Origin of the sequence: Sphingobacterium corticibacter, from assembly GCF_003076635.1 — a bacterium.
In the GTDB taxonomy this organism is placed as follows: Bacteria; Bacteroidota; Bacteroidia; order Sphingobacteriales; family Sphingobacteriaceae; genus Sphingobacterium; species Sphingobacterium corticibacter.
On record NZ_QDKG01000001.1, the window covers coordinates 447,551 to 465,323 of the forward strand.

Consider the following 17,773-nt stretch of genomic DNA (forward strand, 5'->3'; position numbering starts at 1 on the left):
TTAATCAGCTAAAGGAGTAAATTGTTTGTTGATAAATTTGTTTTCTAATTCTTCCTTGCTAGGGAAAGTATGTTTAGACCACTTCTTGATTACGGTGCCATTTTGCAGCAGCATCACACCCGGATTTGATCGTACCATGCTTTTCAAAGGCACTAAATCTGCGTTGAACGTTTCTAGTACTAAATTTAACTGGTCGTTTACATAATCTACATTTTGCGGCGAGCTGGCAGTTAGTAGTACCGCGCGGATTGGATAATCCTCAGAGATTTCTCTTATGGTGGTATTAATTCGATCTAAGGCCAGTAGGTCTACCGAAGATAGTTTAGTAACATCGGTGCTTACGACAATAAAATTAAAATAGGGGTTCGTTAGAATCTCTTGTGTCACATCATTGCCTTCACTATCGCTAATGATTAAATCGGCGATAGCCGGTTCAAATCCCTTTTTGATCAAGGTCGATTTTGGATCTCCAACGATTTCCCAATTCTCATCTTCCCAGATCTTTTCGCTCATGTACACCTTATCGTTTACGGTTTTAGATTCGCCAGTTGTTTTGTTTTTCAAAGTGTATATATGCTCATAAACATCAGGTTCAGCATTGTCGGGAATCACCATTTGCTGCGGTAGATTGTTGCCCTCCCGATACGGCAAGAAGTCGATTATGGGCAAGAAGTTCATGGTATAAATCCCCGCGCCAAAAGATAGCATAATGATCAGTATGGTGAGCAAATTGTTGCTAAATCTACTTTTTATTAATGGTTTGATCTGATGCCGAAATCGGACGATGATCAGAATCAATCCTAGCAATACTAGATCTTTGATAAAGGACTGCCAAGGTGTAAGTGGGATGGCATCGCCAAAACAACCACATGAACTCACGACCTCGAAAAATGCGGAATAAAAGGTGAGGAAAGTGAAGAAGATCGTCAACAACAGTAATCCCCAGCTCACTTTATTGCGTGCTAAGCCTAGTAATAATAAGGCACCCAATATGATTTCAAAACCACAAATAACAACCGCAATCCAAGTGCTATATTCATCCAAAAACGATAAGTTAAATACCTTGAAATATTCCTCCAGTTTATAACCAAAACCTTTTGGATCGTTGGCTTTTATGAGTCCAGAAAAGATGAAAAGGCATCCTACGAGAATGCGAGATGCGATTAATGCGATATTTGGACGCTTCTTTTGCGGTTTTGTCGTGGTGTACGTGGAAGTGGTGTTCATGATCACAGGGGTTTAGCAGATAATCCTAATTTAATTAAAGCGAATACAGCGTAGTTAAGCATATCTTGATAATTGGCTTGCAGACCTTCCGAGACCAAAGTTTGTCCGTTGTTATCTTCAATTTGCTTGACACGATGTAGTTTCGTGAGGATCAAGTCGGTCAAGGATGAGATGCGCATATCGCGCCATGCTTCGCCGTAATCGTGGTTTTTGGCCAACATGAGTTCTCGCGTTTCTCGAATTTTTTCGTCATAACGATTTTCTGTTTCTTTGGTTTCGAGATCCAGATTACCATCGATACCAAGATCCAGCTGAATCATAGCAATCACGCAATAATTTACAATACCGATGTATTCATCTATCACACCTTCGCCCACTTTTGAAACTTTTTTTTCTTCTAGCGTCCGAATACGTTGCGCTTTGATAAAAATCTGATCGGTAATAGAGGTGGGGCGCATGACTCGCCACGAGGTGCCATAGTCAATTGTTTTTTTAATAAATAAGGTGCGGCAATGATCTATTATCTGATTGTATTCGGTGCTTGTATCCATATAATATATTCGCTATTGATGTAGCGTCTTACAAAAGTAGGAAACAATATACAAATTGTATTTATTCTCGCGAAATGGATTTTACTTTGAACGGTAACGCGACGGTGCGCTTAGGGAGTAATCTTCTAGAAATAATTATCTTCGTATATAGCAGTGGTACTTTTTCTCTATTGTTATTTTTAAAAGGATTTTGCGCTTGCATAGATTTGTTACAGAAATACGAACTTTAACCCATGAATATACAAAAGCCGGAGATCCGTGAAGTAGAAATCATCCGCTATGTGATGCCATTTCGGGAAGGTGGATCGCTACCTGCCTTGGTTGATGCAGACGATGATTTTAGTTACGTTATTAAATTTCGAGGAGCTGGACAAGGTAAGCGCGTGTTGGTGGCCGAACTTATTGTCGGCGAGATGGCACGCTGGCTCGGATTACGGATGCCCGAAATGGTGTTCGCAGATTTGCATGAAGCTTTCGGCCGAACCGAGCCTGACGAAGAAATTCAGGATCTTTTAAAATTTAGCGTTGGCAAAAACTTAGGCGTTCATTATCTGAATGGTGCCATCACATTTGATCCTAACGTGGAGCAAATCTCGGAAGAGGAAGCTTCGAAAATTGTGTGGCTTGATGCATTGACTATGAATGTCGATCGAACAGTGCGTAATACCAATATGCTGATTTGGAACCATGAGCTTTGGCTGATAGACCACGGTGCTTCCTTGTATTTTCACCATAATTGGGAGCATTGGGAAGAGCAAGTAACCAAACCGTTCGTGCAAATTAAAGATCATGTGTTGCTTCATAAAGCAACTCAAGTGCGTGCGGTGGATCAGCAATTCCGCCATCTTTTTACAGAAGATAATCTGTGGAAAATAGTATCTGCCGTGCCGGATGAGTGGTTGGAGGAAGTCGGACGGACAGAAACGGCAGATGAGGCAAGGCAAGTGTATGTGACCTTCTTAGCGCAACGTGTGCAGCACTCGGATATATTTATAGATCAAATCGAAAAAGCGCGTGAAGGTAGAATATGAGTACTCCGTAATTCGTTATGTACCGAGGGTAGAGCGCGAAGAATTTATCAATGTAGGCGTATTACTCTATTGCAAACGGAAACGATATGCTGCACTACGATGGTTGGTAGATGAGGATAGATGTAAATGCCTTTTCGCAAATGCTGATTTGATACTCTTAAAAGCTCACCTATCTTCGTTAGAAAAGATTTGCGCAGGTAAAGCTGATGCCGGACAATTAGCGAAACTGGAGCAGGCCGAGCGTGTTCGCTGGATCACGGCCAATCGCAGTACGTGGATTCAGTGTGCGCCAGTCCACACGGGGTTGTGTACAGATCCAGAATATACATTACAAGAATTATTTAATCGATTAATCCTATAAGCATAATAGATTAAAAAGTATATTTGTGTAGTTAATAAATAGCCAATGGAAGAGGAATTTTATCAGCACTTGTTTAAAAAACAGCAAGAAGCGCAGAATATGCCAAGCAATGTGCGGATATGGGAATGGGCGCGAGATGTGTTTCGATTGCTATTTCCCGAGCGAAATCCAAAAAAGATGCATTCTGTGGATGTGCTTAAAGCGCACTTCAAGCAGTTAGAAAATGAGTTTTACGACATCTTACAAGGAAGTAAAGAATGCGGAAATTGTGATCATCAGAATATCGTCTCTAAATTCTTTCAGGGATTACCCGATTTGTATGATCTCATGCTCACAGATGCTCGAGCTATTTTGGATGGCGACCCAGCAGCGCAAAGTTTACATGAAGTCGTGCGTACCTATCCTGGCTTCTTAGCGATGTGCATGTATCGCATGGCGCATCAATTGTGGTTGCACGATTTGCCTTTGATTCCTCGAATATTGACCGAATATGCACATGAACGTACTGGAATTGATATTCATCCTGGCGCTACTATCGGTGAGTATTTGCATATTGATCACGGTACAGGAGTGGTCATCGGCGAGACGACTATCATTGGTAATCACGTTAAATTGTATCAAGGAGTAACCTTAGGAGCACTAAGTGTGGAGAAAGTTCTTGCAGGCAAGCAACGGCATCCGATAATCGAAGATTACGTGATCATCTATGCGGGCGCTACCATTTTGGGTGGAGATACTCGGATCGGGCATCATTCCGTCGTTGGCGGAAATGTTTGGCTTACAAGTAGTATCGAACCATACACCACGGTGTATCATCAACCGAATACCAAATTTTTTGATTCTAAACCAACCGTATAATGGGTTCTATAATTGAAACTATCGGCAACACACCCCTTGTTGAAATTACCTCATTTCACAGCAATCCCCGTGTGCACATCTATGCGAAGATGGAGGGCAATAATCCTGCGGGATCGGTAAAAGATCGAGCTGCACTCAATATGATCCGTTCCGCTTTGGAGCGTGGTGATATTTCTGAAAATACGACTTTAATAGAGGCGACCAGTGGCAATACTGGAATTGCCCTCGCCATGATCGCGAGTATGTACAAAGTACCTATCGAATTGGTCATGCCTTCTACGTCTACTCGAGAGCGTGTCTTGACTATGGAAGCATTTGGGGCGAAAGTAACTTTGCTGGATTCTATGGAAACTAGCCGCGATTATGCGGAAGAAAAAGCGGAGAAGGATGGGTATTTCCTGCTCAACCAATTTGCAAATCCAGACAATTATAAAGCCCACTACAAAACTACAGGGCCTGAGATATGGAAAGATACGGACGGGCAGATTACACATTTTGTAAGTGCCATGGGCACTACAGGTACTATTATGGGCTGTTCACGATTTTTCAAGGAGAAAAATCCAGACATTCAAATTGTGGGTTGCCAACCTACGGATGGGTCATCCATACCAGGAATTCGCCGTTGGCCAAAAGAATATTTACCGAAGATTTTCGATGCATCTCGCGTCGACCGCGTCATAGACATTGATCAAGTGGATGCTACACAGCGTACACGTGAATTGGTCGCACAAGAAGGTATCTTTGTCGGTATGAGTACGGGCGGTGCATTTCATGCCGCATTGCAGGTTGCCCAAGAGATAGAACGTGGTACAATTGTATTTATAGCCTGCGATCGAGGTGATCGCTACCTCAGTTCCGATCTTTTTACATCATAAAAAAGAGCTTTAAGCTCTTTTTTATTCAGTTTCTTTGGACCAGATCTCGTGAATATCATCTCCTTTGGAACTCATTCCCGTATGATGCCATTTACCATCCTTGATTTCCCCATCAAACTGTAGCGAAGAACCAACTCTTGTATTATCGCGGGAGAAGAAAAGAAGATGTTCTGAATACTTGTTGTTTTTGAACGAATATTGACCACCACCGGTACCGTAAAATCCGTGTTGAGCAGGGTTGATCGCAATCCATTGAAAGTGACCATCTACTAGTAGTTTGATCGTTTTTCGATCACCTCGTGGCATCGTACTCATTTCGCCGTTCTGCTGCCTTCCAGTTATACGCCAGAGGCCATCTAGTGCATTCGGTTTATTCGGTTGCTTCACCCAAATGTTGCCGGAATTGTCTTTTAGATTTTCTCCTTCCCATTTTAAGGGATAGTTCATCGTCTTACCAACGGAAGCGGAGTCGATATCATTGTATTCGGTTTGTACGCTGATCGCGTCACCGTTGAATGTAAAAGGTCCGCCCGTCGTGGATAAGTATTGTTTATCGGTATAATGGATCATGGAGCTATAGCCATCTACGAATAGCCAAAGTGTATGCGTTTTGTCTGTGTCCATTTTATAGACGCCGTGCAATTGTCTATTTTGCGCCTGTGTATTTAGCGTATAGATAATTATAAGGCAAAAGCTAAGCAAATATCTTTTCATCTGAATTAGAATTTAGGTGATATATATATGCAACAAATCAGCGATTTAAATGTTTGCCCAATACCTCTACGAGGTATTCTAGCATAATCGTGACAGGCAAACGACAGGTGTTTTTAAGTTTTGGCTTATTATTTGGTCATGCAGGTAAGCGTCGTGATGATAAAAAAGTAGCGTACAATTTAGTTAACCCGAATGATCTTCATACAAGATAATCAAACACAATATATAGCGCATCCTGCTATTGGCGAAAAAGCGAAGGAACTCTTTAAACTGAGGCAATTTGATGTGAACATACCCCGATGGGTTGTGCTTCCTGCCGATTTTATGGCCGAAGCGTTTAAAAATCTTACCTCCCTTGCTAATACGGGAGATCTTCTCCGTGCTATAGATCAGTACGTGTTTCCAGCATCTGTAGAGGCAGAGCTGGGATTGTTATTTCCAGATGATCTTCACCTTGCGGTGCGCCCTTCGCCTTGGATAGATCCAGGACACGAAGATGCTTTTGACGAACAGTACGCCAGTTTTATGATTGTACCACGTACGCAGGTCTTGCATAAGATAAAAGCGGTTTGGCGATCGATATTTTCAGATGAGGTGTTAGCATATCGCGCAACGCATCGTTTGAGTCCAAATTTGGGAATCGCCGTGATTATTCAAGAGGTGGTGCATGCAAAATCTTCAGGTGTAGCTTATGCCATACATCCTACACGCGGCAGTCGGAAAGAAAAATTTATTTCGGGCATCTTTGGACTGGGAGGATCTGCTGAAAATGTAGAAGCAGATGCCTATACCATGAGTGCAGGAGGTATAGATCGTCAAATTGCCCGCAAAAGAGAGCAATTAGTTGTTCGGCAAAACAGTGAAGTAGTCACGGAAGAAGTTTTACGGATACATCAGCATGATCAGGCTGTTGCAGATGAGCATCTACTTACTATATCCAAGCTATTAGATGATTTGCGTACGCAAAATCAGCAATTCTATCAGTTGCAATTTGCACTACAAGATGATAAAATACAGATTATACAAGCGCAACCCATTTGGCGATTAGATCAATTGCCAGATACGTCTGGCGAGTATAATCTTTGGGATAACTCCCATTTTGCGGACGAATATTCAGGTGTAATTACCCCTTTGATATATTCTTGCATCAGAACCTATTCTGAAGCGGATCAAAAGATTCGAGCGGCATTTTTTGGCGCTTCGAAGGCCTTAATGAAACGTTATAGAGATATTTTTTCAAATACACTAGGATTACTTCATGGTCGGCTGTATAGCAATTTGCGCGTAAAACAAACGTTGGACGCGATGCTGCCAGAGAATCGAGTTGATGTGCATTTTCTGCCACAAAGAAATCTTACCACATACCAATTCGACACTACAGAAGTATATCGCGGTTCTACCAATGAAGCTTGGCGGAGTATGTTTTTTTTGACAGGCAAGCTGTTTAATCGGTATCGTGCGCTTAATCAAAAGGGAAATGAGTTTAGGAAGTACAGTGAAAAGGCACTTCGCAAATTTTACCATCTAGATTGGCAAACGAAAAACCCACAAGAACTCATGCAAATGTACCTTCAGCTGGAGCGAACGTTGCTCGCTGACTGGGATATACCGTTTCAGGCTGATTTCTTTTTTAACGTACATCTAGAGTGGTTAAAAAAGCAAACATTGCCCTTTCAGGATAGTGCCAAAAGCTATTTAGCGACTGACTTATTATTGGATACCACCTCTTTGGATGCTATTCATCCATTACAGCGTCGAATAGAAATTACGCGAAAAATTCAAGCCTCTACATTACTCAAAGAGCTGTTCGAATCCGAAGGTCAGAAGCAGATTTGGCATTTTATTCAGCACGATAATCGCGAAGAGACTCTTGTGTTGCGCCATATTATAAACGATTACATACTGGAGAATGATGCTCATTGTGAAATCTTGCGATACTCGTCCGAAAATCGGATCGAACATGAGCCTCTCAAACTTATAGGGGTACTGCAAAGTTACTTACATCGTCATATTAGTGAGCTTGATCATGCTAAACAAGTAGAGTCTGAGATCAGAGCTTCTGCCGAAGATCTGATGAATCAAAATTTTAAGCGGAGTCCACTCAAACGATGGTGGTATCAAAAAATATTGCGCAATAGTCGAGAAATGCTTCGTATGAAGGAAAATTTTCAGTACGATCACCAACGTTTGTGGGGTGTTGTTCGTCGTCTATTTGCGGCAATTGGGCGCAGATTCGTAGAAGAGGGGATTTTGGAGTTTGAAGGTGATATTCATTTTTTAAGTAAGGAAGAAGTTTTCGCATTTATTGAAGGGCAGAGTATCACCGCCGATCTAAATGCCTTAGTAGGTCTTCGAAAAGAAGAATACGAGAGGTTTCAAGCGATGCCACAATTGGCGACACAGATCGCCACATATGGTGTTCCGTACAGGAATACGGATATTTTTGCGGTTTCGAACAGCTTAGAGCAACAAGAAAAGTGGAAAGGTGTAACTTCTTGTCCGGGTAAGACAAAAGGTGTAGCGCGTATTTTTAATGGTCAGCAATCTTTTGCAATAGAAGATGGGGAAATTATAGTAGCCCGATGTGCAAATTTAGATATCGAATCAAGAATTGCTAACGCCTCGGCTTTATTGTTAGAGCGAGGATCTGTCTGGAATCCAATTTGCGTTTTGGCGCGACAAATGAATGTGCCCACAATCGTAAACGTTAAAGGTTTATTAGAAGGTCTGCAAGATGGCGACCTTATAGAGGTAGATGCAGTACTGGGAGAAGTTCGAAAGATAGAAAAATAGTATATATACCTCGAATGAAGAAGGCCTATTTTTTAATAGGCCTTCTTACGTTTACTCGTTATCTTGCTTGTCAATCTTTTCTCTTTTTCCAGTGTTAGGATCGTACTCATATTCCGTCTGCTCAATCACCACGGCATAGGAAGATGGTTGGATGCCATGACCATATCGGATCGCATATCTTTTGGTAAACTCCGCTCCAAAGAAGATGATAGCAGAGGTATAATACACCCAACTTAATAAGATAATAATGGATCCAGCTGCCCCGAAAGCACTAGCAGTCGCATTATTGGAGAGATACATGGAGATGCCCCATTTCCCTAACATAAAGAGCAGTGCCGTGAAAATGGCACCTCCTAAAATATCTTTAAAGCGTACTTTGGCATCGGGTAACACCGAAAATATAAAGCCGAATAAGGTGCTGATTACGACAAAGGTTACTGCGGTATTGACCCAGTCGATTAAGTCAATATTTATCCAAGAAAAGGTATTTCCAATTTCTGTCGATAATAATCCAATAATACTACTGAGGATTAGCGAGGCCATTAAAAGAAATGCTAATCCTAAAATCATGGAAAAGGATAGTAAGCGATTGATGATCATTTTCAACCAGCCTTTTTTAGGTTTTGGTTTTACATTCCAAATCGTGTTTATCGATTGCTGTATGTTCACAAATATCGTCGTGGACGTAAAGATTAATGTTCCGATACCGATTATAAATCCGATGTTGGATTTAGAATCAGAAGATATCTTTTGGATAGCCGATTCGAGCATCACCGCGATATCCTGGCCAAATAGCGCAGTGAGTTCTTCCATCACTTCGTTTTGCGCACCATCGTTACCACCAATCTGATTTCCATAAAAGAAACCAAGGGTCCAGATGAGGATCATAACCAGTGGGCCAATTGAAAATACTGTATAGTACGATAAAGCGGCACTCATCTTTAAACAATCGTGCTCCATGAAGCCCATTCCGGCATCATACACTAACCTAAAATATTCTTTAATCTTCTGCAACATAGACCTGAAAATGAATTTATATATTATTCAAGGTATCCGGTATAGAGGTATACAGCAACTATTCTTCTTCAGCGTAGATTTCGTCTACCGCTTTTTGGAATTTCTCCAAGATCACTTTGCGTCTTAAGCTTAATTTCGGTGTAAGCTCGCCATTGTCGATGGTCCACTCTTCTGGGAGTAATACGAATTTCTTTACTTTTTCCCATTTACCAAATTTCGTCATAGCGTTATCTACGATTTGATCGTATTTTTCAAGAACTTCCTTTTGGGCGATTAATTCTTCTCGCGATGAGAAAGAAATATTCTTACGTTCGGCCCATTTTTCAAGGTCTTCAAAATTTGGAACTATTAATGCACTTGGAAAGCGTCTGTTTTCCCCAATAACCATTACCTGACCAATAAACGGAGATTCCATTAATTTGTTTTCCAAAACTTGAGGAGCTACATATTTTCCACCCGCTGTCTTAAACATCTCTTTCTTACGATCTGTAATTCGCAGGAAACCGTCGGCAGTTAGTTCCCCAATATCTCCGGTATGGAAATAACCATGCTCGTCAAAAACTTCGGCAGTGGCTTTATCATTTTTATAGTATCCTTTTGAAATACTAGGGCCTTTCACTAAGATCTCGCCATCTTCAGCGATCTTAACGTCAAGATTTCCTAAAACCTTTCCTACAGAACCAAACTTAACGCCTGTATCTTTCGTAGAATTTACAGAGATCACTGGTGACGTTTCTGTTAATCCATATCCCTCTAGCACGCGAATATCAGCTGCCCAAAATACACGAGCTAACCTTTCCTGCAATGCCGCACCACCTGATATGATGAAGCGTACTTCGCCACCAAGAGCATCTCTCCACTTTGAAAATATCAGTTTGCGTGCAATACCGAGCCTAAAATTGTACCACGCCGAATTTTTGGTTGGTTCTTGGTATTTGTGTCCCAAATCCAAAGCCCAAAAGAATAGCGCTTTCTTTATGCCAGTAAGGCTTTTTCCTTTTGCGACGATCTTATCATATACTTTTTCAAGCACACGTGGCACGGTCGTAAAGAATTGCGGTTTGACTTCATTGATATCTACAACGATGTTGTCCAAACTCTCGGCATACCATATTTGAATACCACGCGAGAAATATAAATATACCACCATACGCTCAAAAATATGAGATAGTGGCAGGAAACTAATCGATTTCTCACACCCATCAGGCACGAGGTGCTGACATCCGTGCACATTACTTAGAATGTTTTTGTGCGAAAGATATACACCTTTAGGCGTACCTGTAGTACCAGAAGTATAGATCAGTGTCAATAAATCCTCCTCATCAACAGCATCATTAAAGGGCTTTAAGTCTATGTCTTGCGCTTTACCAATAGCAATCAGATCTTTTAGGCTATTCTGCCCATCTACATCATCAATAGTATATATATCGACATCTAAGTTGTTTTCGCTGATAGCATCATTTATTTTGCTGAAAAGCTCATTATTACTGACGAATAGCAGCTTGACTTCTGAATCTTGAATGATATAAGCTAAGTCTTTAGAAGATAGTGTTGGATAAAATGGAACGATGGCTGCGCCAATCTGATTGGTTGCAAAATCTATCATGTTCCATTCCGGTCGGTTGCCGGACATGAGACCAACTCGATCACCTTTTTTTATACCCTTCGCTAATAATCCTTTACTGGTATAGTCCATGTTTTCTACGAACTCAGCCGTAGAGACCGTTTTCCAAGAATCTCCTTTTCTGCCGCCCACCATGATTGGCTTTGCGTAGTGATCGCGGTAATAATGTATGATATCAAATATTCTCTTAAAGTCGCTCATCGTCTTTTGGGGATAAAGTTGTGGTTTATAACAATTTGTGGCTTCAGTATGTTTACTAAGTTAGTGTTTTTTGCTTAAAAAAATTTATTTTAATATCAGTTAAAAGTGAAATAACGTTAAATTTGCTTTTTGGTATCATAAACATTCGTATAATCGCAAAACAAATACACTAGTAGTATCGCATGAAAGTAAGTACAAAATTTTTTCTCCTCCTGACCTTTACATTTTTGTTCTCAGCTGGCGCTTATGCCCAACTTAGCTCACAGCATGCCGCAGGTCTACGTTTTGGTAGCGCAACCGGCTTTAATTACCGTTACGCACTAAATGACGTCAATGCTATTGAGGGAATTTTGAGTGTACAAAGTAACTCTACATCAAGTCGTTTTCGATTGGTAGGTTTGTATCAGTATCACCAGCCTATTAATGAAGATTTTAGTTGGTACTGGGGTTATGGTGGTAGTATAGGTTCTTACACTCGAAAAGCATTTCAATCTCAGCAACCCGACGGCACGATCAATATGCATCCACGTACTTCAGAATTAGCCTTAAGCGTAGATGGTATTGCTGGTGTTGAATATAATATTCCTACAACGCCTATTGCGGTTTCATTGGATGTAAAACCCTATTTTGATTTCTTACAATCGTCAAGTTTTCGTATTATAGATACCTTTGGGTTTTCGGTTCGCTACCAGTTCTAATCTACGATCCGATTTATTGATTCATCACCATCTTGAATAGCATGAATAAATTTGCATTTTTATGTATGCTCGTTTTATCTATTACCCTTAGTACAGGTCGAAGTAATGCTCAATCTTACGATATGTTTGTGGGCACGTACACCAATGGGACGGGTAGTAAGGGGATTTATCGTTTTAATTTTGATGCCGCTACGGGAGACGTGAGACCAGTATCCGTCATTGAGTCACCGAATCCATCTTTCTTGGCTAAATATGAAAATCGACTTTTGGCGGTCAATGAAGGAGAAGGTGAGCAAGCTACGTTATCGCTTTTTGATATTGAAACGGCTAATGTGAAACTGATCGATAAATCGACCACGTTAGGAGATCATCCTTGCCATGTAGCTTTTGATGCCGCTGGCAATGTGGCGCTGGTATCCAACTATTCGGGCGGATCGCTTGCGCTGTTTAGTCTGACCGATAATCGTACCAAGTTGATTTTACACGATCTGTTAGAATATGAGGGGAGCGGTCCCAATCCAGATCGCCAAGAAAAAGCCCATATTCATTCTGCATTTTTTAACGAAGGCTTGGCTTACGTATCTGATTTAGGCAATGATCAAATCCATGCCTATAGTTTGAGTCACGATGGTACAGATTTGAGAAATGGCGCATTGACATTAAATGAGCAGACCGTTATTCATACCATCAAAGGCGGCGGTGCTCGGCATTTGACATTTAGTGCCGATGGGCAGATTTTATATAGTCTGCAAGAGTTGACGGGCCAGATTGCCGTTTTTCGCAATGAAAATAATGAATGGCTACTGAAACAGATTGTCACGTTGTATGGTGATGGCTTTGAAGGAAAGCAGGGTGGAGCAGATGTGAAAATATCACCTGATGGCGGAAGTTTGTATGCGACAAACAGAGGCGATGCGAACTTGATTGTGCATTATACCGTATTGCCAAATGGTCTGTTAGAATGGCAAAACAAGTACAGTGTGCAGGGGGCAAATCCCCGAAATTTTGCTATTACGCCTGATGGCGGATACGTATTGGTCGCTAATCAAGATACGAACCGAATTGTAGTATTCAAACGTGATCAATATACGGGAGATTTAGAAGATACGGGCAAGCGCATTGAAGTGCCTGCACCGGTGTGTATCTTATTTTAAGAATCCTTCGCAGTCGGTTTGATTTGCAAATGATCTAATCGTTTACCGAAAATAGATTTTTCAGATACTTTGGAGAAGCCTGTACGCAAGTATAGGCTTTTTGCTTTAGGGTTTTCCTGATCTACTAATAGGCCAATCGTTGCTTTCTGGTTGTGTACAAAAAAGTCAATGATATGACGAAGTAAAAGCTGCCCTATGCCCATTCCTTGAGCTTGAGGAGCCACGGCGATGGTGTCGAGGTATACTTCGCCGGCCGACGTTTCATCAAATACGATAGGAGTGTGTTGGTATTCCTTCGTAATATAGTCTAGCACTGGCTGTCTTAAATTTGCTAGATCTGCTCCATTATACAAAGAAGCTTGTCCTAAGATAGTTTCATTAGCTTCCGCTACCCAGATATGTTGATAGGAATATTGGTTATCTTTTTGAGCAATACAATATGTCAAGAAATCAATCGCTCTGGCCTTGTCTTGCTGTCCAATCAAATAATACACGATGTCTTCCATCGCCAAGAGTAGGATAGGAGCCAATGCAAAGGCGTCCTGAGGTGTCGCTTTTCGGATCTGCACTGTCATAATCGAGATGAATCTAAATTAATATTCCATAAAAAATGCCGACATGGATTAGGTGTCGGCACTCTATGACTGATAGACAAAAGTTATCTGCTTATTTATCTAATTTTTCGAATTTATCGTAGTCAATTTTTTTCGACTTTATTTTGATTACACCTTTCAAGTAATCGAATACTTTCAATGCTTTTGATTCTTCAAACAAGCGGTTAGCTTGCTCTCTATCTTGCAACAATTGCATAGCGAACTGGTTCAATTGCTCGTCTGTAGGCTCCTCATTGATGTTGTACATCTTGATTTGTGAGTAGATACGCTCTTTAGCTAAGCTTACAACCTCGTCGTATTTTACTTCTAAGTTATTGGCTGTTACGATGCGGTTCTCAATCAATGTCCATTTCAGGTTTTTCAAGAAATCGGCAAATCCCTCTTCTAATTCTTCGTTAGAAATTTCTGGATTAGTCGCTTTCAACCAACGTTTCAAGAAAGGCTCAGGGAAAGAAGCTTCCACTTTGTCCATACCGAAAGTATAGATATCGTTGCGCAATCTTTGATCAGAGTTTTGCTTGAATAGGTTTTCTACTTCCTCTTTTACTTTTGCTAAGAATTGCTCTTCTGTTGTCACTTCACCTGCAGGGAAAAGCTTGTTGAAGAATTCTTCGTTCAATTCTGCTTCTTCTAAGCGGTTGATGTTTTTAACAGTCAATTCAAAGTCTGTTACATCTAGCGCAGTTGCTTCATCTTCTGTGATGCCTAGCAAGCGAGCGATGTCAGCTACTTTAAATGCTTTTTTGATATCGAATTTTACCGTATCATCTTTCTTCAATCCGATGAAAGATTTTTTGATGGCAGCAGCTTCTACTAGATCAGTACGTACAGAAGTTGTTTTCTCAATACCTTCTTCTTTGTTTTGTTTCAAAGTAGCGTATAATACATCACCTTCTTCAGATACTTCTGGGTTGATCATTTTACCGTAGCTTCTGCGTAGGTTTTTAACGCGCTCTTCCAACGTAGCTTTATCTGCTTCGATGTCATACGCTACAAACTCGGTATCAGCAGAAAATGGTACATCGAAAGCTGGTGCTAGACCGATTTCGTACTCAAAAGAGAATGCATCATTGAAATCCCAGTTGTATTGTGTAGACTCATCTTCTTTTGGAAGCGGCTGACCCAATACTTCTAATTTTTGCTCTGAGATGTAGTTAGAAATTTGATCACTTACCAAACGATTGACTTCGTCGAACAAAATTGATTTACCGTAAGTACGTTTGATGTGACCTACAGGAACCATTCCTGGACGAAATCCAGGTAATTTTGCTTTTTTCGCCTGATCTTTAATGGCTTTATCTACTTGAGGATTATAATCTTCAGGTGCCAAGTCAACCTTGATGCTGGCGTTGATGTCGTCTATTTTCTGGTGTGAAATATTCATACTCTTTGTTTGTTGCGTAATTTTAAAATCGCATTAATAAAAAAATCCTCCCGATGTCTATTGGTCGGGAGGATTTTGAGTGCGGAAGAAGGGACTCGAACCCCCACGCCTTGCGGCGCCAGATCCTAAGTCTGGTGCGGCTACCAATTACGCCACTTCCGCAGTTAGGATTTTTTTATTGTGCCACAAAGATAGGATGCGGATTGATATTTGTCAAGTCTTTTTGTGTATTTATTTGATAAAAGTGTTCATATTACCTGTAAATACGTGGTAATGATCTTTTTAAATTTCTAGGTTATTTGCCCAGAGAAATAACAGGAGCGGCATCTCGGCTCATAACTTTCCTTTTCTCCCAGCATGACGCGCTCTTCACGATCGTTCAGGCGGTACGAATACGCTGCTGGTGCTCCACATCGCACACAAACGGCATGCACCTTAGTGACATGTTCGGCGATAGCCATTAACGCAGGTATTGGTCCGAAAGGTTGCGCTTTAAAATCCATATCCAAGCCTGCGACTACTACGCGAATCCCTTTGTTGGCAAGCTGTACACATACATGTGGCAATTCATCATCAAAAAATTGAGCTTCGTCTATGCCAACTACTTTCGTATCGGCACTAAGTAATAAGATCGCAGAAGAGTGCGCTACTGGAGTAGAAGGAATGCTGTTGCTATTATGTGATACGATGAATTGCTCATCGTAGCGTACATCCACCTCGGGCTTAAAGATTTCTACGGGCAATTTCGCAAATTGTGCTCTGCGCAGTCTGCGGATCAATTCCTCTGTCTTGCCCGAAAACATAGAACCTGTAATGACCTCAATACTTCCGATCGGAGAAGTACGATGTTGCGTGAAATTGTGTTCAGAGAAAAGCATCATCTATTGAGCGTGTTTTATTTGTGTATATGTGCTATTTGCGCGGGCAAATCCGTGTGCTAATATCGAAATTAAATGTTATTTTTGACGAACAGGAATCGGCTTAAAAGGGCAAGCATGTCAGTGTCAGTTTTTTAATTTTTACCTAAACTTTTGACATTTCTACCTGTTACCAAGTAGGTATATATTTTCATTTACTATAATTATTTCATATATGTCGTATTCAGAGAACGATGTGCTAGCAAAGGTGGGAGATTTACTCGTTGAGATCAACGAAGAATATGCGACAGTGCAGGAGCAAGAAGGGCAGCTCGCGGTCGTTCAGTTAGGCATGTTGGCAGCAAAGGCCAAATACTTGGCAGCACATTTTGAATTGTTAGCTCAGTTAAGCGTTAAGCAGCCTGAGGTAACATCAGATAGTGCAGAAGCGCAAGCTACAGAAGAAATCATCTTTACGCCAGCTACCGCAAAGGCAGATGAAAAGGAAGATTCGCAGCAAACAGTAGCAGAAATCGCACCCGATCAAGAGGAACCAAAGGCAGAAAATGCACCAGAAACTCAACCTGAGCCAGAGCCAGTAGAAGAGGAGCCTGTAGAAGAAGAGATAGAAGAACCACAGCCAGAAGAAGAAGAACCAGAAGTGGAAGAGCCGGAAGTAGCAGAAGAAAAGGAGGAAGAGCCAGCTAAAGAAGAGGAGCGTGCTCCTGTCGCACCAGAGCCAGAAGCGCCAAAAGTACAATCTACGGAGCGGCAGCCCGAATCTGAGCCTTCGATTAGCGCGTGGAGAAATGTAGCAGAAGAAAAGACAGCTGAAGAACCGGCAAAGGAAGAGGCTGCAGTAGTTAATTCTGTAGTAGAAGAGAGCCGAACGATAGAACTTAATCAGCCTCAGAAAAGTGAAGAAGCTCCGGCAGCAAGCAGTCGACCACTTACGTTGAATGAAATGATTCAGCAGCAAAGACGCGCTGGCCTCACGAACGCCAATCAATTTAAGACACCTGCTACGAAAACGGAGCAGATTGTGGATCTTAAAACGGCAGTCAGTTTAAATGATAAATTATTGTTTATCAAAGATCTGTTCAATGGGTATAGTTTGGCCTATACGGAAGCTATTGAACTATTGAATCGTTTTGATAATATGGCCGAAGCAGATGCTTTTTTGCAAGCCAATTATTCCCTAAAAAATAATTGGGCATCTAAGCCACAAACGGTAGAAAAGCTCTACCATATCCTACAAAAGAAATTTGCTTAAGCCTCGAGCTTAACGCTTTTAAGGTATTAGCGGAGGTCAAATTGAACCCATTCTTGGCCGTTGTGTCCATAGACGAAGTACTTCGATTGTACGATCTCCGCAAATACTTCAACTTGTCTCAGAAAACCTGCTGAAGACGTGTTTTCAATCACTTCCTGCTGCACAATATAAATTTCGTTGTTGGCGATAGCCGGCGACTGTGCTACGCCGTCTTCCTGCAGTACCAACGGAAGATCTGCATAGAGCTGTTCGTCCTGTTGTACTACGATGATTTTTTCGGCATTATGAATGTCTGCGCTAGACTGCCAGGTGCCGCCAGCAATTTCTAACGCTTCTTGAGTTAGCGCATTAAAATCTTGGGAAAGATCCCGAACATTACTCACTAAGGTAACGCGAGGACGTGATTCGGCCGGAATAAATTTTAGCTTGTGGTATACAATGTCAATTTCTTCCTCCAAATGTTCGAACGCTGCTATGTCCGTCGTTTTTAATGTCTGTAATAATTTCTGGTATTCGCTATCTCTCTGCATAGTGGCTTCTA

Annotated in this window: 17 protein-coding genes and 1 tRNA gene; 8 read left to right on the plus strand and 10 right to left on the minus strand. The window is 41.3% G+C overall.

The annotated features are described in order from the left end of the window. Positions 1–1,227, minus strand: coding sequence for a BT_3928 family protein (locus DC487_RS01955; RefSeq protein ID WP_116774273.1), 1,227 nt, complete (start codon positions 1,225–1,227; stop codon positions 1–3). A 2-nt stretch (positions 1,228–1,229) separates the two neighbouring features. Continuing rightward, entirely contained in the window at positions 1,230–1,778 is a 549-nt protein-coding gene (locus tag DC487_RS01960; protein WP_116774274.1) for a DUF1599 domain-containing protein, read from the minus strand. A gap of 233 nt (positions 1,779–2,011) precedes the next feature. On the opposite strand from DC487_RS01960, the gene DC487_RS01965 reads away from it, so the two are divergent. The 4 genes from DC487_RS01965 to cysM are packed head-to-tail and all read left to right on the plus strand — an operon-like array spanning position 2,012 to position 4,903. Next, positions 2,012–2,809, plus strand: a complete 798-nt coding sequence (locus DC487_RS01965) for a HipA family kinase (protein ID WP_116774275.1) — start codon at positions 2,012–2,014, stop codon at positions 2,807–2,809. Further along, on the plus strand, positions 2,793–3,170 hold the full coding sequence (locus DC487_RS01970) for a DUF3037 domain-containing protein (protein WP_116774276.1): 378 nt from the start codon (positions 2,793–2,795) through the stop codon (positions 3,168–3,170). Before DC487_RS01965 ends, DC487_RS01970 begins: the two co-directional genes overlap by 17 nt. 45 nt (positions 3,171–3,215) lie before the next feature. After that, positions 3,216–4,028 (plus strand): serine O-acetyltransferase, encoded by an 813-nt coding sequence (locus tag DC487_RS01975; protein ID WP_116774277.1) that lies wholly within the window; start codon positions 3,216–3,218, stop codon positions 4,026–4,028. Further along, positions 4,028–4,903 carry a cysteine synthase CysM gene (gene cysM / locus DC487_RS01980; RefSeq protein ID WP_116774278.1) on the plus strand — a complete coding sequence of 292 codons (876 nt, stop codon included), beginning with the start codon at positions 4,028–4,030 and terminating at the stop codon, positions 4,901–4,903. Before DC487_RS01975 ends, cysM begins: the two co-directional genes overlap by 1 nt. Before the next feature lie 21 nt (positions 4,904–4,924). Here cysM and DC487_RS01985 read toward each other — a convergent pair whose 3' ends face one another. Continuing rightward, a complete protein-coding gene (locus DC487_RS01985; protein WP_133228324.1) occupies positions 4,925–5,527 on the minus strand; it encodes a hypothetical protein in 603 nt (200 codons plus the stop codon). 282 nt (positions 5,528–5,809) lie between these two features. Here DC487_RS01985 and DC487_RS01990 point away from each other — a divergent pair, with 282 nt between their 5' ends. Continuing rightward, a complete protein-coding gene (locus DC487_RS01990; RefSeq protein ID WP_116774280.1) occupies positions 5,810–8,410 on the plus strand; it encodes a PEP/pyruvate-binding domain-containing protein in 2,601 nt (866 codons plus the stop codon). Positions 8,411–8,461: 51 nt separating this feature from the next. Here DC487_RS01990 and DC487_RS01995 read toward each other — a convergent pair whose 3' ends face one another. Together DC487_RS01995 and DC487_RS02000 are read right to left on the minus strand one after the other, a co-directional pair. Next, positions 8,462–9,427 (minus strand): YihY/virulence factor BrkB family protein, encoded by a 966-nt coding sequence (locus DC487_RS01995; RefSeq protein WP_239016301.1) that lies wholly within the window; start codon positions 9,425–9,427, stop codon positions 8,462–8,464. A 58-nt stretch (positions 9,428–9,485) separates the two neighbouring features. After that, positions 9,486–11,252, minus strand: a complete 1,767-nt coding sequence (locus DC487_RS02000; protein WP_116774282.1) for an AMP-dependent synthetase/ligase — start codon at positions 11,250–11,252, stop codon at positions 9,486–9,488. A gap of 182 nt (positions 11,253–11,434) precedes the next feature. On the opposite strand from DC487_RS02000, the gene DC487_RS02005 reads away from it, so the two are divergent. Together DC487_RS02005 and DC487_RS02010 are read left to right on the plus strand one after the other, a co-directional pair. Next, entirely contained in the window at positions 11,435–11,950 is a 516-nt protein-coding gene (locus tag DC487_RS02005; RefSeq protein ID WP_116774283.1) for a hypothetical protein, read from the plus strand. Positions 11,951–11,991: 41 nt separating this feature from the next. Continuing rightward, on the plus strand, positions 11,992–13,104 hold the full coding sequence (locus DC487_RS02010; RefSeq protein ID WP_116774284.1) for a lactonase family protein: 1,113 nt from the start codon (positions 11,992–11,994) through the stop codon (positions 13,102–13,104). On the opposite strand, the gene DC487_RS02015 is transcribed toward DC487_RS02010, so the two are convergent. The 4 genes from DC487_RS02015 to DC487_RS02030 all read right to left on the minus strand — a co-directional run bounded on the left by DC487_RS02015 (position 13,101) and on the right by DC487_RS02030 (position 15,980). Next, complete coding sequence (locus DC487_RS02015) at positions 13,101–13,679, minus strand: GNAT family N-acetyltransferase (RefSeq protein ID WP_207774290.1); 579 nt, start codon at positions 13,677–13,679, stop codon at positions 13,101–13,103. The genes DC487_RS02010 and DC487_RS02015 overlap by 4 nt on opposite strands. Positions 13,680–13,770: 91 nt before the next feature. Further along, positions 13,771–15,102: a trigger factor gene (locus tag DC487_RS02020; protein WP_116774285.1), complete on the minus strand. Its 1,332-nt coding sequence runs from the start codon at positions 15,100–15,102 to the stop codon at positions 13,771–13,773. 80 nt (positions 15,103–15,182) lie between these two features. Beyond that, a tRNA-Leu gene (locus tag DC487_RS02025) sits at positions 15,183–15,264 on the minus strand. Between the two features lie 128 nt (positions 15,265–15,392). After that, positions 15,393–15,980 (minus strand): thymidine kinase, encoded by a 588-nt coding sequence (locus DC487_RS02030; RefSeq protein ID WP_116775002.1) that lies wholly within the window; start codon positions 15,978–15,980, stop codon positions 15,393–15,395. Positions 15,981–16,194: 214 nt separating this feature from the next. Between DC487_RS02030 and DC487_RS02035 the strand changes: the two genes are divergently transcribed. Then, the gene (locus DC487_RS02035; protein ID WP_116774286.1) at positions 16,195–17,232 is read left to right on the plus strand and encodes a hypothetical protein; all 1,038 of its coding nucleotides are present in this window, start codon (positions 16,195–16,197) and stop codon (positions 17,230–17,232) included. 26 nt (positions 17,233–17,258) lie between these two features. Here DC487_RS02035 and DC487_RS02040 read toward each other — a convergent pair whose 3' ends face one another. Next, positions 17,259–17,762: an ABC transporter substrate-binding protein gene (locus DC487_RS02040; RefSeq protein WP_116774287.1), complete on the minus strand. Its 504-nt coding sequence runs from the start codon at positions 17,760–17,762 to the stop codon at positions 17,259–17,261. Positions 17,763–17,773 lie beyond the last annotated feature (11 nt).

Bases quoted from the DNA above. Each gene is read 5' to 3' on its own strand.
- DC487_RS01955 (WP_116774273.1), bottom strand. From the start codon at position 1,227: ATGAACACCACTTCCACGTACACCACGACAAAACCGCAAAAGAAGCGT.
- DC487_RS01960 (WP_116774274.1), bottom strand. From the start codon at position 1,778: ATGGATACAAGCACCGAATACAATCAGATAATAGATCATTGCCGCACC.
- DC487_RS01965 (WP_116774275.1), top strand. From the start codon at position 2,012: ATGAATATACAAAAGCCGGAGATCCGTGAAGTAGAAATCATCCGCTAT.
- DC487_RS01975 (WP_116774277.1), top strand. From the start codon at position 3,216: ATGGAAGAGGAATTTTATCAGCACTTGTTTAAAAAACAGCAAGAAGCG.
- cysM (WP_116774278.1), top strand. From the start codon at position 4,028: ATGGGTTCTATAATTGAAACTATCGGCAACACACCCCTTGTTGAAATT.
- DC487_RS01985 (WP_133228324.1), bottom strand. From the start codon at position 5,527: ATGGACACAGACAAAACGCATACACTTTGGCTATTCGTAGATGGCTAT.
- DC487_RS01990 (WP_116774280.1), top strand. From the start codon at position 5,810: ATGATCTTCATACAAGATAATCAAACACAATATATAGCGCATCCTGCT.
- DC487_RS01995 (WP_239016301.1), bottom strand. From the start codon at position 9,427: ATGTTGCAGAAGATTAAAGAATATTTTAGGTTAGTGTATGATGCCGGA.
- DC487_RS02000 (WP_116774282.1), bottom strand. From the start codon at position 11,252: ATGAGCGACTTTAAGAGAATATTTGATATCATACATTATTACCGCGAT.
- DC487_RS02005 (WP_116774283.1), top strand. From the start codon at position 11,435: ATGAAAGTAAGTACAAAATTTTTTCTCCTCCTGACCTTTACATTTTTG.
- DC487_RS02010 (WP_116774284.1), top strand. From the start codon at position 11,992: ATGAATAAATTTGCATTTTTATGTATGCTCGTTTTATCTATTACCCTT.
- DC487_RS02015 (WP_207774290.1), bottom strand. From the start codon at position 13,679: ATGACAGTGCAGATCCGAAAAGCGACACCTCAGGACGCCTTTGCATTG.
- DC487_RS02020 (WP_116774285.1), bottom strand. From the start codon at position 15,102: ATGAATATTTCACACCAGAAAATAGACGACATCAACGCCAGCATCAAG.
- DC487_RS02030 (WP_116775002.1), bottom strand. From the start codon at position 15,980: ATGCTTTTCTCTGAACACAATTTCACGCAACATCGTACTTCTCCGATC.
- DC487_RS02035 (WP_116774286.1), top strand. From the start codon at position 16,195: ATGTCGTATTCAGAGAACGATGTGCTAGCAAAGGTGGGAGATTTACTC.
- DC487_RS02040 (WP_116774287.1), bottom strand. From the start codon at position 17,762: ATGCAGAGAGATAGCGAATACCAGAAATTATTACAGACATTAAAAACG.